The sequence below is a fragment of the Amycolatopsis anabasis genome, from assembly GCF_009765355.1.
GTDB classification, from domain to species: Bacteria; Actinomycetota; Actinomycetes; order Mycobacteriales; family Pseudonocardiaceae; genus Amycolatopsis; species Amycolatopsis anabasis.
Window position 1 is genome coordinate 81663 of record NZ_VTHK01000031.1, and the last position, 15802, is coordinate 97464.

13 protein-coding genes are annotated in these 15802 nt (G+C 69.5%); 5 read left to right on the forward strand and 8 right to left on the reverse strand.

Going from position 1 to position 15802, the window contains the following annotated elements; genetic code table 11:
• The first annotated feature begins 283 nt into the window (after positions 1-283).
• On the forward strand, positions 284-448 hold the full coding sequence (locus tag FXO23_RS32990) for a hypothetical protein (protein WP_158889503.1): 165 nt from the start codon (positions 284-286) through the stop codon (positions 446-448).
• 5 nt (positions 449-453) lie between these two features.
• Here FXO23_RS32990 and FXO23_RS32995 read toward each other — a convergent pair whose 3' ends face one another.
• The gene (locus tag FXO23_RS32995; RefSeq protein WP_158889506.1) at positions 454-846 is read right to left on the reverse strand and encodes a RidA family protein; all 393 of its coding nucleotides are present in this window, start codon (positions 844-846) and stop codon (positions 454-456) included.
• A gap of 87 nt (positions 847-933) precedes the next feature.
• On the opposite strand from FXO23_RS32995, the gene FXO23_RS33000 reads away from it, so the two are divergent.
• Positions 934-1293 (forward strand): cupin domain-containing protein, encoded by a 360-nt coding sequence (locus FXO23_RS33000; RefSeq protein WP_158889508.1) that lies wholly within the window; start codon positions 934-936, stop codon positions 1291-1293.
• Positions 1294-1479: 186 nt separating this feature from the next.
• Here FXO23_RS33000 and FXO23_RS33005 read toward each other — a convergent pair whose 3' ends face one another.
• The 6 genes from FXO23_RS33005 to FXO23_RS33030 form a co-directional block, all read right to left on the reverse strand.
• Positions 1480-3423 (reverse strand): YhgE/Pip family protein, encoded by a 1944-nt coding sequence (locus tag FXO23_RS33005; protein WP_158889510.1) that lies wholly within the window; start codon positions 3421-3423, stop codon positions 1480-1482.
• Positions 3420-4106 carry an ATP-binding cassette domain-containing protein gene (locus FXO23_RS33010; RefSeq protein WP_158889512.1) on the reverse strand — a complete coding sequence of 229 codons (687 nt, stop codon included), beginning with the start codon at positions 4104-4106 and terminating at the stop codon, positions 3420-3422. The genes FXO23_RS33005 and FXO23_RS33010 overlap by 4 nt, the downstream gene beginning before the upstream one ends.
• Before the next feature lie 378 nt (positions 4107-4484).
• A complete protein-coding gene (locus FXO23_RS33015; protein WP_158889514.1) occupies positions 4485-5390 on the reverse strand; it encodes a tetratricopeptide repeat protein in 906 nt (301 codons plus the stop codon).
• A complete protein-coding gene (locus tag FXO23_RS33020) occupies positions 5387-8812 on the reverse strand; it encodes a protein kinase (protein WP_158889516.1) in 3426 nt (1141 codons plus the stop codon). Before FXO23_RS33020 ends, FXO23_RS33015 begins: the two co-directional genes overlap by 4 nt.
• A 30-nt stretch (positions 8813-8842) precedes the next feature.
• Complete coding sequence (locus FXO23_RS33025) at positions 8843-9502, reverse strand: DUF7019 family protein (protein ID WP_158889518.1); 660 nt, start codon at positions 9500-9502, stop codon at positions 8843-8845.
• 254 nt (positions 9503-9756) lie between these two features.
• Positions 9757-9942, reverse strand: coding sequence for a hypothetical protein (locus tag FXO23_RS33030; protein ID WP_158889520.1), 186 nt, complete (start codon positions 9940-9942; stop codon positions 9757-9759).
• Positions 9943-10035: 93 nt separating this feature from the next.
• Between FXO23_RS33030 and FXO23_RS33035 the strand changes: the two genes are divergently transcribed.
• Positions 10036-12891: an AfsR/SARP family transcriptional regulator gene (locus tag FXO23_RS33035; RefSeq protein WP_158889522.1), complete on the forward strand. Its 2856-nt coding sequence runs from the start codon at positions 10036-10038 to the stop codon at positions 12889-12891.
• A gap of 251 nt (positions 12892-13142) precedes the next feature.
• Here FXO23_RS33035 and FXO23_RS33045 read toward each other — a convergent pair whose 3' ends face one another.
• Positions 13143-13709, reverse strand: coding sequence for a TetR/AcrR family transcriptional regulator (locus tag FXO23_RS33045; protein WP_158889524.1), 567 nt, complete (start codon positions 13707-13709; stop codon positions 13143-13145).
• Positions 13710-13800: 91 nt separating this feature from the next.
• Between FXO23_RS33045 and FXO23_RS33050 the strand changes: the two genes are divergently transcribed.
• Both FXO23_RS33050 and FXO23_RS33055 read left to right on the forward strand, forming a co-directional pair.
• Entirely contained in the window at positions 13801-14898 is a 1098-nt protein-coding gene (locus FXO23_RS33050) for an FAD-dependent oxidoreductase (protein ID WP_158889526.1), read from the forward strand.
• The gene (locus tag FXO23_RS33055; protein ID WP_158889528.1) at positions 14895-15788 is read left to right on the forward strand and encodes an NADP-dependent oxidoreductase; all 894 of its coding nucleotides are present in this window, start codon (positions 14895-14897) and stop codon (positions 15786-15788) included. Before FXO23_RS33050 ends, FXO23_RS33055 begins: the two co-directional genes overlap by 4 nt.
• Positions 15789-15802: the final 14 nt, after the last annotated feature.

The following is a 15802-nucleotide window of genomic DNA, read 5'->3' on the forward strand; positions in this document are numbered from 1 at the left end:
CGATCCAAAGAGATCAACAGTGCCGATCATTGGTTCTTCCCGGGGAAATGACAGCGTTTTCCGAGTGTCGCTGTAACACTTAACAGAATTGCCATTTGCCAGCCGGACGGGCGAATTGCCACTGGTCCGGACCACCCATGCCCGCCCGGCCGTTCGGCGGTCGCGGGATCAGCCCTTCGGCCGACCGGTCCGGACCACTCGGCCGATCCGCTGACCTGGGAAAACACCGAAAGTGGAAGTACCGGGCCGACACCAGCGGCCCGCCCGACCGCCGGAGGCACCGATGTCGATCTTCACCACGCTCGCGACCGCGCTGGCCCTGCTGCTGTTCGTCCTGATGGCGGTGACACCACTGCTGGTCGAGTTGAACGACCGGTTCCCGGTCCGCCGGGCCACCTCTGCGGCCAAACCGCTCGCCACCGGACGAACCGCTCCCGGCCCCGCCTGAGCGCGTTACTCCGGGATCGACGCCAGCGCCTCGACCTCGACCCGGAACTCCGGGTGGACCAGACCACTCACCTGGACCAGCGAACTCGCCGGGGGCCTCTCCAGCGAGACGTATTCGTCGCGCACCTGCCGGAACGCCTCGAGGTCGGCGAGATCGGTGAGGAAGATCGTCAGCTTGACCACATGTTCCATGCGCGCGCCCGCCGCCGCGAGCGCACCGGTGAGGTTCTCGAACACCTGCCTCATCTGCGCCCGCACGTCCCCGCGCCCGACCAGGTTCCCGTTCCGATCCAGCGGCACCTGACCGGAAACCGCGACCGCGCGTCCGCCGAAAGCGACCGCGTGGCTGTACCCGTTCGTCGGCGGCAGCCCCTCCGGCCGCTCGTGATATTCGGTCACCCCGTAACCCTAGCGCGCGACGATCATCCCTCCCCTTTCGCTCCCGCCGGTGCGACGATCGGCAGCATCCGGACGAGGAGGCCGCCGATGTACCACGTGATCCGCCAGCTCCACGCCCCCGAGGGCCCACGCAGCGCCCAGTTCGAAGGCGCGCCCTACGGTGCGGGCGTCTCGTTCTTCCTGGTGGACAACGGACCGGGTGAGGGTCCGGCGCCGCACCAGCACCCCTACCCGGAAACCTGGATCGTCCGTTCCGGCCGCGGCGTCTTCCTCGCCGAGGGCGAGGAGATCGAAGCGGGCCCGGGCGACGTCGTGGTGGTCGGCCCGAACACCCCGCACAGCTTCCGCAACCTCGGCCCCGGCCGCCTGGAACTGGTCTGCATCCACGCGGCCGACCGCATGGTCACCGAATGGCTCACCCCCGGCGACGGTGTGGGGCACCAGTAATCTCGCCCGGTAGTGGTCGGTCTGCACGGGTGGTGGTGTGCTGCGCGCGCCGCCGCCCTGGGAACGGCCTTTTCGGTTGCGGCGCTGGGCTTTCGACGAACCAGGCCCCGTCCGTGAAACAGTTCCTCCCGAACTCGGGACGGTTCATGATTCGCGAGCACCGCCGCACTGCTGATTCCGGCGAAGCTAGAGTTCGATCTGCGGGTGCAACCGCGCGATCGACCAGGTCCGCTGGCGCCACACGGCCAGTGCGGTCAGGCTCAGGAACGCGACCAGGAACCCGGCCAGAACCGCGACGTCGCGCAGCAGGTGGGCGGTGTCACCGCCGGAAATCGTCACCCGCAACGCGTCGACCAGGTAGCTCATCGGCAGCAGGGGATGGATCGCCTGGAACGGTTCGGGCGTGGTTTGCAGCGGATACAGACCGCCGCATGCGGTGAGCTGCACGATCAGCAGGACCAAGGACAGCACGTCGCCGACCGCGGCCAGCGTGGCACGCAGGAACTGGTCGATCGCGACGAACGCGCCGGCGGCCAGGGCGAGCAGCCCGAGCGTGGACCACAGGTGCACCGGGTGCAGCCCGAGCCCGAGGTCCACCACGCCGAACAACACCAGGCCGCCGAGCACACCCAGCGCGGCGGCCGGGAGCCACCCGGCGATCGCGATGGTGACCGCGTTCGTGGACCCGGCCAGCGCGCGCTGGTTGATCGGTCTGAGCAGCAGGTAAGCGAACAGGCCGAACACCCACAGCGCGATGGAGAAGAAGAACGGCGCCAGCCCGCGTCCGTAGACTCCGGCCGGGTTGAGGTTGCCGACGTGGAGGTCGGTCGGGGAACCGAGAACATCGGCCGCGCGGGCGACCTGCGCCGGATTGGTCGGCGGGATCCGGTGCAGCGCGTCGTTCACCAGCCCGTCCAGCCGGTGCGCGCCGCCGGACAACTGCCCGGCGCCGGTGTTCAGCACCTGGCTGCTGGAGACCAGCGTATCCAGACCACCGCCGACACCGTCGGTGCCGGTGGCGACCTGGGTGGCGCCGGTGCGCAGCGTGGTAACGGGGGTGCTGATCGCCCGGATGCGTTCCTGGAGCATTCCGGTGTTCCGCTGCAGGGCGAGCGCGTGTTGATGTGCGTCGTTGGCGGTGTCCAGCGCTCGTTGCGCGTCGCCGTCGACACGTCCGGTGGCCGCGGCGACCTTGTGCGCGGCGTCGGCCGCGTGCCGGTACAGCGGGTCGTCGCGCAGATCGGGGTGTGCCCCGCCGAGTGCGTCGAGCGCGCTGGCCGCGGAGCCCGCGTGCTCGGCGACCAACCCGGTTCCGGCCTTGATGGTGCCCAACCCGCCCGACACCACCGCGCTCCCGTTGACCAGCCCGTTCACCGCCTCCGGCAGCCGGTTGGCCACCTGGTTGGTGGCCTCGGTGGCGGCCGCGTCCAACTGGGCGGTGGCGTCGGCCACGGTCCTGGCGCCGGCGGAAATCTGCCCGGTGCCGGCGCGCACCCCGGAGAGCCCGGTGGTCAGCCCCGCCGTGCCCTGCTCGGCCAGCGCGGTCCCGTCGACGAGCTGGCGGGTTCCTTCCGCGGTGAGTTCGAGCTTCTCCCGGATGTCGTCCACCTCGCCGTAGATCGCCTTCGCGTACGCGGCGTGGGTCGCGGCGTTGATCTGGTTCTGCAGCTCGGATTTCGCGGTGTCCGCCATGACCCCGGCGATGTAGCCGTTCGCGTCGTTCTTGGTGATCGTCAGCCCGGCGCGCTGCGGGTCGGGTTCGGTCGCGGTGGCCAGCTTGGCGCTGAAGTCCGCGGGCACCTCGAGGGTGAAGTAGTACCGGCCCTGCTCCAGGCCCTCACGCGCCTCCGCGCGGTCGACGAACCGCCAGGCGAAGATGTCGGCGGCCTTGAGCTGCTGCACGAACTGGTTGCCCGCGTCGATGTGCTGACCCTGGCTGTCCACCGGCTGGTCCTCGTTGACCACCGCCACCGGAACCCGGTCGAGCCGACCGTAAGGATCCCAGTTCGACCACAGGTACAGGCCGCCGTAGAGCAGCGGGATCAGCACCAGGACGACCGGCACGAGCCTGCGCAACGCCGGTCCGCGGAACCGCCGCAACTCCAGCCCGGCCAGCCGCAACGCCTTCATCGGTCCTCTTGGGGCTGCTCGGGAAGTCCGTCGAAGAAGGCGAGTTCGGGTGGCGAGCCGCTCCGCCGGAGATCCAGGGCCACCGGTGCCCACGCAGGCGCCTCGGTGGCGGTCGCCACCACCGTGACCCCCGTTTCGGTGACCGTGTGCAGCGCCTGCCAGGCACGTTCCCGGCTTTCCGGGGACAGCCCGGTGTCCACGTCGTCGACGACCAGCGCGCCCGGCCGCCCGGCCACCGCCAGTGCCACCGCGAGCAGCAACTGCTCCACCGGCGGCAACCGCTCGACGAGCTCACCGCCTTCGGGATGCAGGCCCACCAGCGCGCAGGAGCGACCGATGGCCTGCCGGTTGGCCCCGGCGACCACCAGGGTCTCGGTTATGACCTCGCGAACGCGCAGCCGCGGTTCCAGTTCCACTCCGGGGCGAAGCCGCGCTGGAGCGACCAACCTCCGCACGGTGGCGGCTTGGGCGGGGAGGCGGTGCCCGCCCACTTCCAGCCGCCCCGCGGTCAGGGACAGCCGCCCACTGAGCGCCAGCAGCAGCGAGGTCCGCCCGCTGCCCGATTCACCCGCGACCACGGCCAGCGATGCCGGTTCCACCTCGAGGTCGACGTTCTCGAACACCGTTCCGTCCGGGCCGGTAACCGTCATGCCCTGCCCGGCGAACGACACTCCGTGGGCCATGTCGCGCACCTCCACCCGATCATCCACAACCAACCTCACCGACCCAGGAGAACCTCGCAACTCGTCGCGGTCCGTGTCGACGGCGGGCTCGCCGTGTCCTGACCGAGACCCGCGGAAATCCACTACCGCGCAACACCCGGGCGCGGTAGTGGATCACCCGGACAGGTGGCTTGTGGTGCATGCGGCGCAACGGGCCGAGATCGCATGGCTGTGCCCGGTCATCCGCCACTTCTGTCACGCGTCTCCCCGGGATGACGGCCAGAAGTGGTTCGGTGAACAGGGCGCGCAACCGCTGACCATGATTCCCCGGGAGATCAACCCACCCATGCACGACCGGTTCAGGGGTTTCCAGATGCCGTTTCCGCCAGTAGGCGAAAACTATCCTGGCTGAGAATCGCGAAGTCTCTCGGCCTGCCGCCGGTCCCGACGCGCCTCCGCTTCGCGCCCGAGTTCGTCGAGGATTCTCGCCCGCACAACATAGGAATCCGCGTTGTCGGGTTCGTACTGTAGTGAGTTGTCGATGGCCGCCAGCGCGTCGTCGTACTGGCCGAGTTTCAGGAACACGGCGGTCTGTGCGGCGTATGCCGTGCCGGCGACATGGGCTGTGCCTTCCACCGCCTCGTTTGTCGCGTGCAGCCGCAGCGCGGTGTCACACGCGGCCAACGCCTCGTCGTGGTGGCCGAGATCAGTGAGGGCGATTGCCTTGTGCGTCAACGCGATGGCGTAGCGCGGCTCCAGCCGGAGAACACGATCGTAAGCGCGGACAGCCTCCGCCGGTTTCCCCAGTTGCCGGAGCATCTTGCCGAGTTCGAACCGGGCGGCGATATTCCGCGGGTCGAGCTGTATCACTCGCTGGAAAGCGCGCAGAGCTTCCTGATCTCGTCCCACGCGAGCGAGTAGGACGCCCCGGTGGAAGTGCGCGGATCGATATTCAGGGCGGCGGCGCGCCGCTTCGTCGAATTCGACAAGTGCGGCGCGGAACTGCCCGGACTCACTCAGCTCGATGCCTTTGTTGTGGTACAGCACGAAGCCAGGCAGCGGAGTCCCCCACACCCGGTCCGCCCGCTGACCGTCGACCAGCCGGCCCCCGCACAGCGGGCAGCGCGTCCTGCGCAGAAGTGTGAACGGAACGCATCGATCACAGAAGTTCTTGCGGCAGTCGGCGCACACCTGGAATCGGCTCGAGAAGTGCTCCTGGTCCTGACGTGCCACCGGGTTTCCGCCACGAATATCGGACTGTGAGATGAAGCGTTGGCATGCCCATCCGCCGCAGGCGAGAATCATCGGGCGTTACCTCCTCCCGCGCTGTCGAATTCGTAGTCCCAGTCGAGTTCCCAGACACGTATCAGGTCCTGGCCCAGGCTGCCGCCCGACAGCACGATGCGGGCGTCGGCATCGACCGCCAGGAAGGTGGCGGCACGGGTGCGGCTGTCCAGCGTGCCCAGACAGTGGCCGTCGGCCAGGTCCCAGATGCGAATCGTGCCGTCCTTGGCCGCGGAAAGCAGGACACGGCCGTCACCGCTCGGTGCGAGCGACCAGACCGAGTCGGAATGGCCGGTCAGGACAGTCGCGCACTCCCCCGCCACCAGATCCCATACGCGTACCGTGCTGTCATATCCCCCAGAGAACCCCATCGTGCTGTCGGCGCCGATGGCGACCGAGATGATCTTTTCCGGGTGTCCTGGCAGGACGTGCCGGAGCTCTCCGGTCGCCAGATCGGTGACGCGCAGCGTCTTGCCGTCGGCGCTCGGGGACAGTGTCGTACGACTGTCCGGCCCGAGCGCCACCAGGCCAACTCCCTGGTCGGTGCCCGGCAACACATGACGGCATTGATTCGCCACGATGTCGCGCACGCAGATGTCACCGGCGTGGTCGGACGTGAGCACGAACCGTCCATCCGCGCTCAACGCGATGGAGGTGATACGCCGACGATGCGGTCGCATCGACCGCAACCGGCGGCCCCGTGCCGACTGCCACACCCGCACGGTGCCGTCCACACCGCCCGACGCGATCAAGCCGCCGGTCGCGCTGATCGCGACGGCCAGAGCCTCGCGCCGATGCCCGGTGAGCACGTGCCGGCACTGCCCGTCCACCAGGTCCCACACGCGGACCGCCTTGTCTTCTCCCGCCGTGACCGCGAACAGGCCGTCCCGGCTCAGCGCGAAGTCCCGGATGGCGTCGCCGTTCCAGGCCAGTCTGTGTCGGCGCACGCCGGCGATCGGGTCCACCGCGTCCACCGACCAGAACGCGGACCGGATCAGTGCCTGGCGGCCATCGGCACTGAGCGCGAACGGGGCGTCGAGCGCGTGGACATCGCCGGTCTCGAATTCCTGTACCAGCCAGGCGTCGCGCAGGCGGCTTCGCCGGCCATGGCGGCCCAGATCGGCCCACTGGTCCAGCAGTTCCCGATCACGCTCGTGACCGGGGACTCCGCGGGCCTCCCGCAGGGTCGCGGCGGCATCGGCGAGCCGACCATCCTGCGCGTAACCGCGCGCGCGTTCGATCGCGCGGCTGACCAGATCATCGCCTTCGGTGAGCTCGACGGCGGTGCGTGGCCGGGCATAGCTCCACGATGCCGCCGGGCCGGGACCCGACAGGTCCCAGACGGCGGCGGTGCGGCTGGAACACAGCAGGCTGCGGCTGCCGTCGGCGCTCAGCGCGAAACACACCCGCTGGGGTGTGTGCGGTCGCAAGGTGTGCAAGCAGCGGCCCGTTTCCATGTCCCACAACTGCACGCCGCCAAGCCCCCAGGACAGTGCCCATCGCCCGTTCCCGCTCAGCGCTGCCTCGTGCCAGTTGGCGTCGGAGACGATGGCACGCACCAACTGGCCGGTCGCGGTGTCGCGGAGCGCGATCTGGTCTTCCTGGTAAGTCAGGGCGAACCTGCCATCGCGCGATGGCGCCACCTGGACCAGCGCCGTGAACAGCAGTTGCCGCATGCCGGTTGCCGTGTTCAGGTTGTCCGCGGCGAGGGTTGTCGAACGCACCAGGCGCCCGGTCGCGGTCTCCCAAACCTGCAGCGTGTGGGTGGTGTAGTCCGAGGTGATGACGGTGCCGCCGTCCTCGGTCACGGCCACCGACGACCAGAGGTGCCGAGTGCCAGGGCGCCCCGGACGCAAGGTCCGCCGCGGCTGTCCCGTGCGCAGATCCCAGACCAGCAACGCCCCGTCCAGCGCGGCCGACACCACCAGGCCACCGTTGCCCGCCACGGCCACCGATCTGACGTCACTCGCGTGGTCGAGCCGGTGCAGTCGCCGGCCAGTCGACACATCCCACACCAGTACCGTCCGGTCCTCGCTCGCCGAGATCATCAGCCGGTCATCGGAGGTGAACACGACCGCCGTGATCTTCCCGGCGTGGGCACCCCGATCGACAAGGAGGCGCCGGGCTTCGACGTCCCATACCGTGACGGAATCTTCCCACCGCTCGGCGTTCTCGGAGTATTCGGTGGTCACCACCGCGGCCAGCTTGCCGCTGGCACTCAACGCGGCCGCGTCATCCCGGAAGAACGCGCCCTCGTCCTCGCCCACCACCTCCCATCGAGAGGTCGCCGCACCGCGTTCCAGCTGTACCTGGGTGAGCAACTGTTCGGTCAGCTCGTGGGCGCGGGCCACTTCGAGTTTGGCCACGAGTTGCGCGTCGGTGATCCTTCCGGCACGCCACCGGAGCAGCCCCCGGTTGTAGATCGCGTGGACATGCTGCGGGTCGGCCCGCAATGCCTGATCCCACAACGTCTCCGCCTGCTCGGCGTGGCCGAGGTCCATCATGGACAGTGCCTGATTGGACAGGCTGTCCGCGATCAGGTCGGCAGGTTCGGCACGTTCGCGTGGATAGGTCTCGTCGAGCAGGTCCGGGTAGATCTCGATCAGGGTGTCAGCCAGCTCGTCCATCCGTGCCGGTCGGGCGGACGGCTCCGGCTGGAAGCAGCGGCGCAGCAGATCGGCCAGTGCGTCCGGCAACGCGGGAACACGATCGTGCGGTGGTCCTTGGCGCACGGCTGCCGCAAGAGCTTCGGCCGCGTCCTGGCCGTGGGTGGCCGGCGGGCCGCCGGTGAACATTTCGAGCACCGTCAGTGCCCATGACCAGACATCCGTGGCACTGGTCAGGCGCGCGCCACGTGCCTGCTCGGGTGAGCAGTACGCCGGGGTCAGTCCCCCGTAGCTGGCCGCCAGGCTGGCTCCGGTAGCGCCGCCACCGTCCCCGCCAGCGGCGGCGCGTGCCCTGGCCAGCCCGAAGTCCGTTACCTTGGCCGTGCCCGCTCGGGTGATCATGGCATTGGCCGGTTTCATGTCCTGGTGCACCAGCCCGTGTGCGTGCGCGTGGCCGAGGCCCCAGGCGAGTTGGACGGCGACATCCAAAATCCGGCTTAGCGCTCGCCGCGGTCCGCCCTCGTACAAGTGCCCGGTGCGTACCTCGTCGGCGAGGTCGCCCCCATCGACCCATTCGGCGAACACCGCCGGGAGGTCGCCGACCCTACGCACGTACGCGCAGTTCACCGTGTGCGGGTGCAGGCCCAGTGCGACCCAGGATTCGGCTTCTCGCTCGAAGTCCGACCGGCTCCCCGGCGATCGGAGCAGCGCCGGACGTGGCGTCTTGACGGCGAGCTCGACATTCCAGCCGCGGTGGTACATCCGGTAGACCAGCCCCATGCCCCCGCTGCGGACCACTTCCCGGACCTCGTACAGGTCGAGAACGACCTCGCCCACCTGCCACCTGCGTCCGGCGTCCATACCGATTCAGTCCACCAGCGCGACATAGATCGGCGAGCCGAGCAGCACGGACCCTCCCGAGCTCGGATCATCGCCATGAAGCAGGCGTTTCGCCACGAACTCGACGTTCTGGGCAGGCCCGCGCAGACTCGTCACGGCCTTGTGCACCTTGGCGAGCGCGACACCGTCGGCGCGGTCGAAATCGCCGTCCACCGCGTCGGCGACGTACTCGTCCTCAAGTTCGGCGGACGCACCGAGCGCGTCCAGCATCGAAGGCATCAGCGAGCGGCCGATGCCGTGTTCGGCGAGGTCGGGCACCGACCCGAACACGTGCTTGACGGAACCGCCCAGGCCCACGGTCGTTCCGTCGGCCGACCCGCCGAAGAACACCAGCGACGAGCCGGTCTCGGCCGGAAACGGTCCCCATCGCATCGGGAGCAGCCCCCAGAAGAACTGTCCCGGTTCCGCCACCGAACCGACGTCGCCATGGTCCAGCAGATGACGCACGACGAGTTCGAGTCGCGCGATACGGTCGCCCGCACCCGGTTCGGACACCCGCTTGACCTTCAGCATCTTGAGGTCGACGCCGAGCTCGGTCCCTCGTTTCTGGCTGGCTCCCGGATCGATCTGCGACAAGAGCATGTCGATCTTGGCGTCGCTGACGTAGAGGTAGTACTTGAACGACACGCTTCTCCCCAGCGCCGATCCACCACGCGGCGACCAGCATCTACTCCGAATCGCTGGCGGCGTACCCGGGCTGATCGAAAAGCCCGCGTGGCGCTAGCCGAGCACGTCACCCGCATCGCTCCTGCAGGAAGTACCGATCGTAGCCAGAAGTCCACTACCTTTCCCAGCGGCCACGCGACCGAAGGCCAAACCTACCGCCCCAGGACGGGACCGGTCCCGACGCGCAAAGGCAACGTCACGACGAACAACCCACCTCACCGACCACCTCCTGACCGACTCTCATCAGAAGCCACGCGCCAGAGCCCGCTCACGCCGAATAGAGAGCGATATTGGGTACTGAAGTCGGGCTTCTGTTCGGCGTGGCGGTCGGTTTCGGTGGTCGCTTGTTCCCGGCGTTCCCGCGCCATGTGGTGGGCGGCCTCCACGTCCAGCAGTCCCATCTGGTGTTCCTCCCCTGGAGTAATTCCGTTGCCGAAACCACCGTGGGGGCCCGACCGTGTGAGAACCTTCGGCAAAGCTTCGGGGGAGGCGTCATGGAGGTCGAATTCCGGCTGCTCGGCGAGCTCGAGCTGCTCGTCGACGGGCATCCGGTGCGGATCGGGCACACCCGGGAACGGGCCGTGCTGCTCGCCCTGCTCGCCGACCTCAACCGCCCGGTGCCACTCGACGAACTCGCCGACCGGATCTGGGGCGAACGGCTGCCCCGGCGACCCCGCGACGCGCTCTACGGCCACCTGTCCCGGCTCCGGAGCGCGCTCGCCGACCTCGACACGGTCACCGTGCGCAAACAACCCGGCGGCTACGCGCTCACCGCGGACCCGGCGACCGTGGACCTGCACCGATTCTCCGATGGAGTGACGCGGGCCCGGGCGAGCACGGACGACCGGCGGGCGCTGGAGCTGTTCGACCAGGCCCTGGCCCTCTGGCGCGGGCAGCCCCTGGCCGAGGGGGACACCCCGTGGCTGGTCGCGCTGCGCGACACCCTGAACCGGCGGCGCCGGGAGGCCGAACTCGACCGCAACGACGTCCGGCTCCGGCTCGGCCAGCACGCGGAACTGCTCACCGATCTGTCCGCCCGCGCGGAAGAGTCGCGTTTGGACGAACGCCTGGCGGGCCAGCTGATACTCGCGCTGTACCGGTCCGGCCGCCAAGCCGAGGCCCTCACGCACTACGAGCAGATCCGCACCCGGCTGGCCGAGGAACTGGGCACCGACCCGAGCCCGCCACTGCGGCGGCTGCACGAACGCATCCTGACCGCCGACCCCGCGATCGAAACACCGGCGAGCCTGCCGGGCCGGGTCGTGCCGCGCCAGCTGCCCGCGATGCCGCCCTCGTTCACCGGCCGGACCGCCGAACTCGCCGCCCTCGACAGCACAACCCCCATCTCCGTGGTGAGCGGCGGCGGCGGGATCGGCAAGACCTGGCTGGCCCTGCGCTGGGCACACGACCACGCCGACGAATTCCCCGACGGGCAGCTGTATGTGAACCTGCGCGGATTCGATCCGGTGGAACGCCCGCTGTCCCCGTCCGCGGCGATCCGCGGTTTCCTCGACGCGCTCGGCGTGCCGCCCGCCGGGATCCCGGCCGACCTGGACGCCCAAGCAGGCCTGTACCGCAGCCTGATGGCCGACCGGCGGCTACTGGTCGTCCTGGACAACGCCCGCGACACCGCCCAGGTGACCCCGCTGCTGCCGGGCGGCGGCACCGTGCTGATCACCAGCCGCCACCGGCTCGGCGGCCTGCTCACCACACACGGCGCCCGCCCGCTGCCACTGGACGTCCTCGACAATATCCAGGCACGCAACCTGCTCATCCGCCACCTCGGCGCCTCCCGCGTCGCGGCCGAACCCGAAGCGGTCGGCGAGATCTCCCGGCACTGTGCGGGCCTCCCCCTGGCCCTGGGCATCATCGCCGCCCGCGCGGCCGCGCACCCCGAATTCCCGCTCACCGCACTGGCCACCGAACTTCGCGACACCCGGCTCGACGCCCTCGACGCCGGCGAACTACCCGCCGACCTCCGCGCGGTATTCGCCGCATCCGTGCACGCCCTGGCCCACGAAACGGCCACCGCGTTCGGCCTGCTCGCCCTGGCCCCCGGCACCGACATCGGCCTGCCCGCGACCGCCGCCCTCCTCGACCTGCCACTCCCCCGCACCCGCACGGTGCTGCGAGAACTGGAATCCGCACACCTGGTACGCCAGTACGTCCCCGGCCGGTACCGGATGCACGACCTCGTCCGGCTCTACGCCACCGAACTCCCAACCACTGCGGACAAAACAGTCGCACTCACCCGACTGTTCGACTACTACCGCTACGCCGCCTCCGTCGCCGCGGACCACTTGTCGCCACACGAGCCCTACCGCCGCCCGCCGATCCCCGAGCCCACCGGTCCGCCGATCGAATTCGCCGATTTCCGCGACGCACGTGCCTGGCTGGACACCGAACGTTCCACCCTGCTGGCGGTGGCCGCCCACGCGGCGGCCCACGGCTGGCGCCGCCACGCGTGGCACCTGTCCATCACACTGTTCCGCTACCTCGATTGGAACGCGCACTACCACGACGCACTCACCCTGCACACCATCGCACTCGACGCCGCCCGCGGCACCGAAGGCGAAGGCCACGCCCTCGGCTGCCGCGGCTTCACCCTTGTCCGCTTGGGCCGCTACGCCGAGGCGCTCGCCGACAGCCACAAGGCCCTCGCACTATTCCGGGGAACCGGCGGGCTCGCGGGGGAAACCTCAGTGAGCGCGAGCCTCGGCATCATCCACGATCAGCTCGGCCAGTACGACCAGGCGATCAAACACTACGAACACGCGCTCGCGACGGCCCGGCGCGCCGGGCACCGGTCCCATGAGGGCACGGCCCTGAACAATCTCGGCGACCTCCACCGCAAACTGGGTCACTACGAGATGGCCGCGGAGCACCTGCACGCGGGCCTCGCCATCGTGCGGGAACTGCAAAACTGGTCCCTCGGCGCGATCATTCTGACAAGTCTCGGAGCTCTGCACCAGGAAACCGGTCGCTTCGCGGAAGCCCGCAAATGCTTCCAGCACGCGCTCCCCGATGCGCGGGACGGCTCGCACAGCCTTGAGGTGGAGGTGCTCAACCAGTTGGGCGAGCTCGCCCTGGTCACCGACGATCCGGATGAGGCGCGGAAACACTACCGGCAAGCCGAAACCCTCTCCTGCGAGATCGGCTACCGGCAAGCCCAAGCCATCGCCTGCCACGGCCTCGCCCGCGCGCACCGCGAACTCGGCGAGCCCGCCGAAGCCCGTCGCCACGCCGAAGCCGCGCTGGGCCTCTACACCGCACTCGGCCTTCCCGAGGCGGACGCGGTACGCGCGTTCCTCACGGACGATCGATCCGGAAGTAGTCGAACGCCGCCGTGAGCGCACGATCCGGTCCGGCTCCGCGCGACGGAACCGGACGACGTGCCGGTGCCGGTTCTGCTCGGGCCGGTACCAGGAAGGGCACGGAATCCCGTCCTGGTTGAGCACTCGGCGAAGATCCGCCGCACCACCGCAGCCGCCTCAACGTCGATCGTCAGCACGCGCAGCCGGAACCCCTCGGCCGCCTTGCGCGGATTGGGGGTGCGGGCCGCCGTCGACGGCGATGTAGCCCTTGGGGTGGGTGCGTGTGTTTAGACGTTCCAGGCCGCTTCGATCATCCGGAAGATCTCGTCCACCGCGGCCTCCGGATCGGCCGCCTCGCGGGCCAGTGAATGGGCGTCGATCACGAACCTCGCGATCGTCCGGCAGGCCGTTGTGGTCTGCGCCTGGTCGGGATCGGCGGCGATGGCCGCTGCCAGTGACTCCGCGTGGCGCAGCCGCATCGACACTTCGTACTGACGCAGGGCGGGTGAGGCGTCGATCATGCGCCAGATCGGGGCGGCATCCTCTGCCGCGCAGTGTCGTACCAGGGCCTGGATCTCCCGGCGCAGGGCCGGGATGAGTGGCTCGTGCGGTGCCCGGTCGGTGACCGCTCGGGCGAGACGTTGCTCGAAGTCTTGATCTTGCTCGAACACCAGGGCCTCTTTCGAGGCGAAGTGGGAGAAGAGCGTGGTGACGGCCACGTCGGCCTCGGCGGCCACGTCGCGGATGCCCACCGCGTCGTACCCGCGTTCCAGGAAGAGGCGCAGGGCGGTGTCGGCGATCTTCTGGCGGGTCGCGGCCTTCTTGCGCTCACGGCGTCCGGTCGGCACGGGCATGCGCTAACACTACCAGATACAGAGCCGCAACTGTTCTAAAACACTAACAGGTAGTGTTATGGTCGGCGGTATGAAGAGATCGAGCAGGGTTATGCGAGCGATCATCGCCGGAGGCGGCCTGGTCGGGCTTACTGCCGCGGCGTCGCTGCGCCGCGACGGACATCAGGTCACGGTTCTCGAGCAGGCCCCGGAGATTCGGGCCGCCGGGGCGGGGATCGGCCTGTGGCCCAACGCGCTTCGCGAGTTCGACCGGTGCGGGATCGGCACCGTGGTCCGGTCGATGGGGCACGAGATCGACGCCTGGTTCTTCGACCCCGCCGGCCGCGCGATGCGGTCCGCGGGCTATGACGACTCCGCCTATCGGTATCTGCTCGTGCCCCGTCCACAGCTCAATGCCGTGCTGGCCGACGCCGTCGGCCGGAGCCGGATCACCCTTGGCGCGCGGGTGAATGGCTACACCGAGACCGAGGACGAGGTCGTGGTGCACCTCGACAGCGGGGAGAGCGTGCACGGGGACCTGCTCATCGGCGCCGACGGCGTCTATTCCCAGGTGCGTGCACAGCTGCTGCCCGGCAGCGAGGCCCAACCACATGCGGGCAACGTCGCTTGGCGTGCCGTGGTCCCAGCGGGCGACGAGCGGCTCGACGGGACTGTGCTCACCATCGGGCGAGAGCGCACCCGCGGTGGGTATTCCCGCATCACCGCGAGGGAGACCATGTGGTTCGTCAATCAATTCGAGGCCGGAACACTCACCGGCAGCAAGCGCGACCGCGCACTCGAACGCGCTCGCCACCTCGCCGAAGACGGTTGGCACGAGGACCTGCTGGGCATGATCGCCGCCACCCCGGAAGAGAGCATCCTGGAGAACCAGATCATGCTCGTGCCGCCCCTGCCGCGCTGGACAAGCCCCCGCGTCGCGCTGATCGGCGATGCCGCCCACGGACTTTCGCCGCACATCGCCGCCGGCGGCACCCTGGGCATCGAGGACGTGGGCGTGCTCCGCAACGCGCTCGCGACCACGTCGACCCTGCGCGAGGCGCTCACCAGCTACGAACAGTTGCGCATGCATCGCTTCGAGCAGGTGCGGAAGCTGGCGGACGAAGTCGCGAATGCCGGCGGCCCAACAGAATCCGCGCAACGATACGCCGCATTCAGCCACTGGATGCTCACCACCGCGCCGATCGCATGAAGCGGGTCAGCTTCGCCGAGTTCGGCGGCCCGGACGTCCTGCACCTGGCCGACACCGACGAGCCTCACGCGGGCCCCGGTCAGGTGCGCATCGCCGTGCGGGCGGCTGGTGTGAACCCCGTCGACTGGAGGATCCGGGAAGGCCAGTTCCGGCAGGCCCATCCGATCGAGTTGCCCGCCGGAGTCGGGCTGGACGCCTCCGGGGTGGTGGACGAGGTCGGTCAGGGCGTTGAAGGGGTCGCGGTCGGCGACCGCGTGTTCGGCGAAGGCTCGAGCACCTATGCCGAGTTCGCCGTGCTGACGGCCTGGGCCCGGATGCCCGAGGGCCTGACGTTCGAAGAGGCGGCCGGGTACCCCTCCGTGGTGGAGACCGCGTTGCGCGTCCTCCGCGAGGTCGATGTGCGGTCCGGGCAGACGCTGCTGGTCAGCGGTGCGTCCGGCGGAGTCGGCTCGGCGGTGCTGCAGGTCGCCCGCGACCGCGGCATCACGGTGATCGGCACGGCTGGGGCCGCGAACCAGGACTATCTGCGCAGCCTGGGTGCCCTCGCCACGACCTACGGCGAGGGCTGGGTCGAGCGGGTGCGGCAGCTCGGCCACGTCGACGCGGCTCTCGATCTGGCCGGTGCGGGCGTGCTCCGCGAGCTCGTCGAGCTGACCGGGGATCCGCAGAAGGTGGTCTCCATCGCCGATCTCGGTGCGCCGGAGCTCGGTGTCCGATTCTCCGGCGTGGCCGGGAGCGTGCCGGAAGCGCTCGCCGAAGCCTCCTGCCTCATCGCGCGGGGAAAGCTCCACATCCCGGTCGAGAAGTCCTACCCGCTCGCCGACGCCGCGGCGGCGCACATCGACAGCCAGGCCGGTCACAGCCGCGGGCGCCGGGTGATCGTCGTCTGAGCCGCATCCCGGGC

Coding starts and splice junctions, on each gene's coding strand:
- FXO23_RS33030 (WP_158889520.1), bottom strand. CDS start 9,942: ATGGGACTGCTGGACGTGGAGGCCGCCCACCACATGGCGCGGGAACGC.
- FXO23_RS33005 (WP_158889510.1), bottom strand. CDS start 3,423: ATGAAGGCGTTGCGGCTGGCCGGGCTGGAGTTGCGGCGGTTCCGCGGA.
- FXO23_RS33010 (WP_158889512.1), bottom strand. CDS start 4,106: ATGGCCCACGGAGTGTCGTTCGCCGGGCAGGGCATGACGGTTACCGGC.
- FXO23_RS33000 (WP_158889508.1), top strand. CDS start 934: ATGTACCACGTGATCCGCCAGCTCCACGCCCCCGAGGGCCCACGCAGC.
- FXO23_RS33015 (WP_158889514.1), bottom strand. CDS start 5,390: ATGATTCTCGCCTGCGGCGGATGGGCATGCCAACGCTTCATCTCACAG.
- FXO23_RS33055 (WP_158889528.1), top strand. CDS start 14,895: ATGAAGCGGGTCAGCTTCGCCGAGTTCGGCGGCCCGGACGTCCTGCAC.
- FXO23_RS33045 (WP_158889524.1), bottom strand. CDS start 13,709: ATGCCCGTGCCGACCGGACGCCGTGAGCGCAAGAAGGCCGCGACCCGC.
- FXO23_RS33035 (WP_158889522.1), top strand. CDS start 10,036: ATGGAGGTCGAATTCCGGCTGCTCGGCGAGCTCGAGCTGCTCGTCGAC.
- FXO23_RS32990 (WP_158889503.1), top strand. CDS start 284: ATGTCGATCTTCACCACGCTCGCGACCGCGCTGGCCCTGCTGCTGTTC.
- FXO23_RS33050 (WP_158889526.1), top strand. CDS start 13,801: ATGCGAGCGATCATCGCCGGAGGCGGCCTGGTCGGGCTTACTGCCGCG.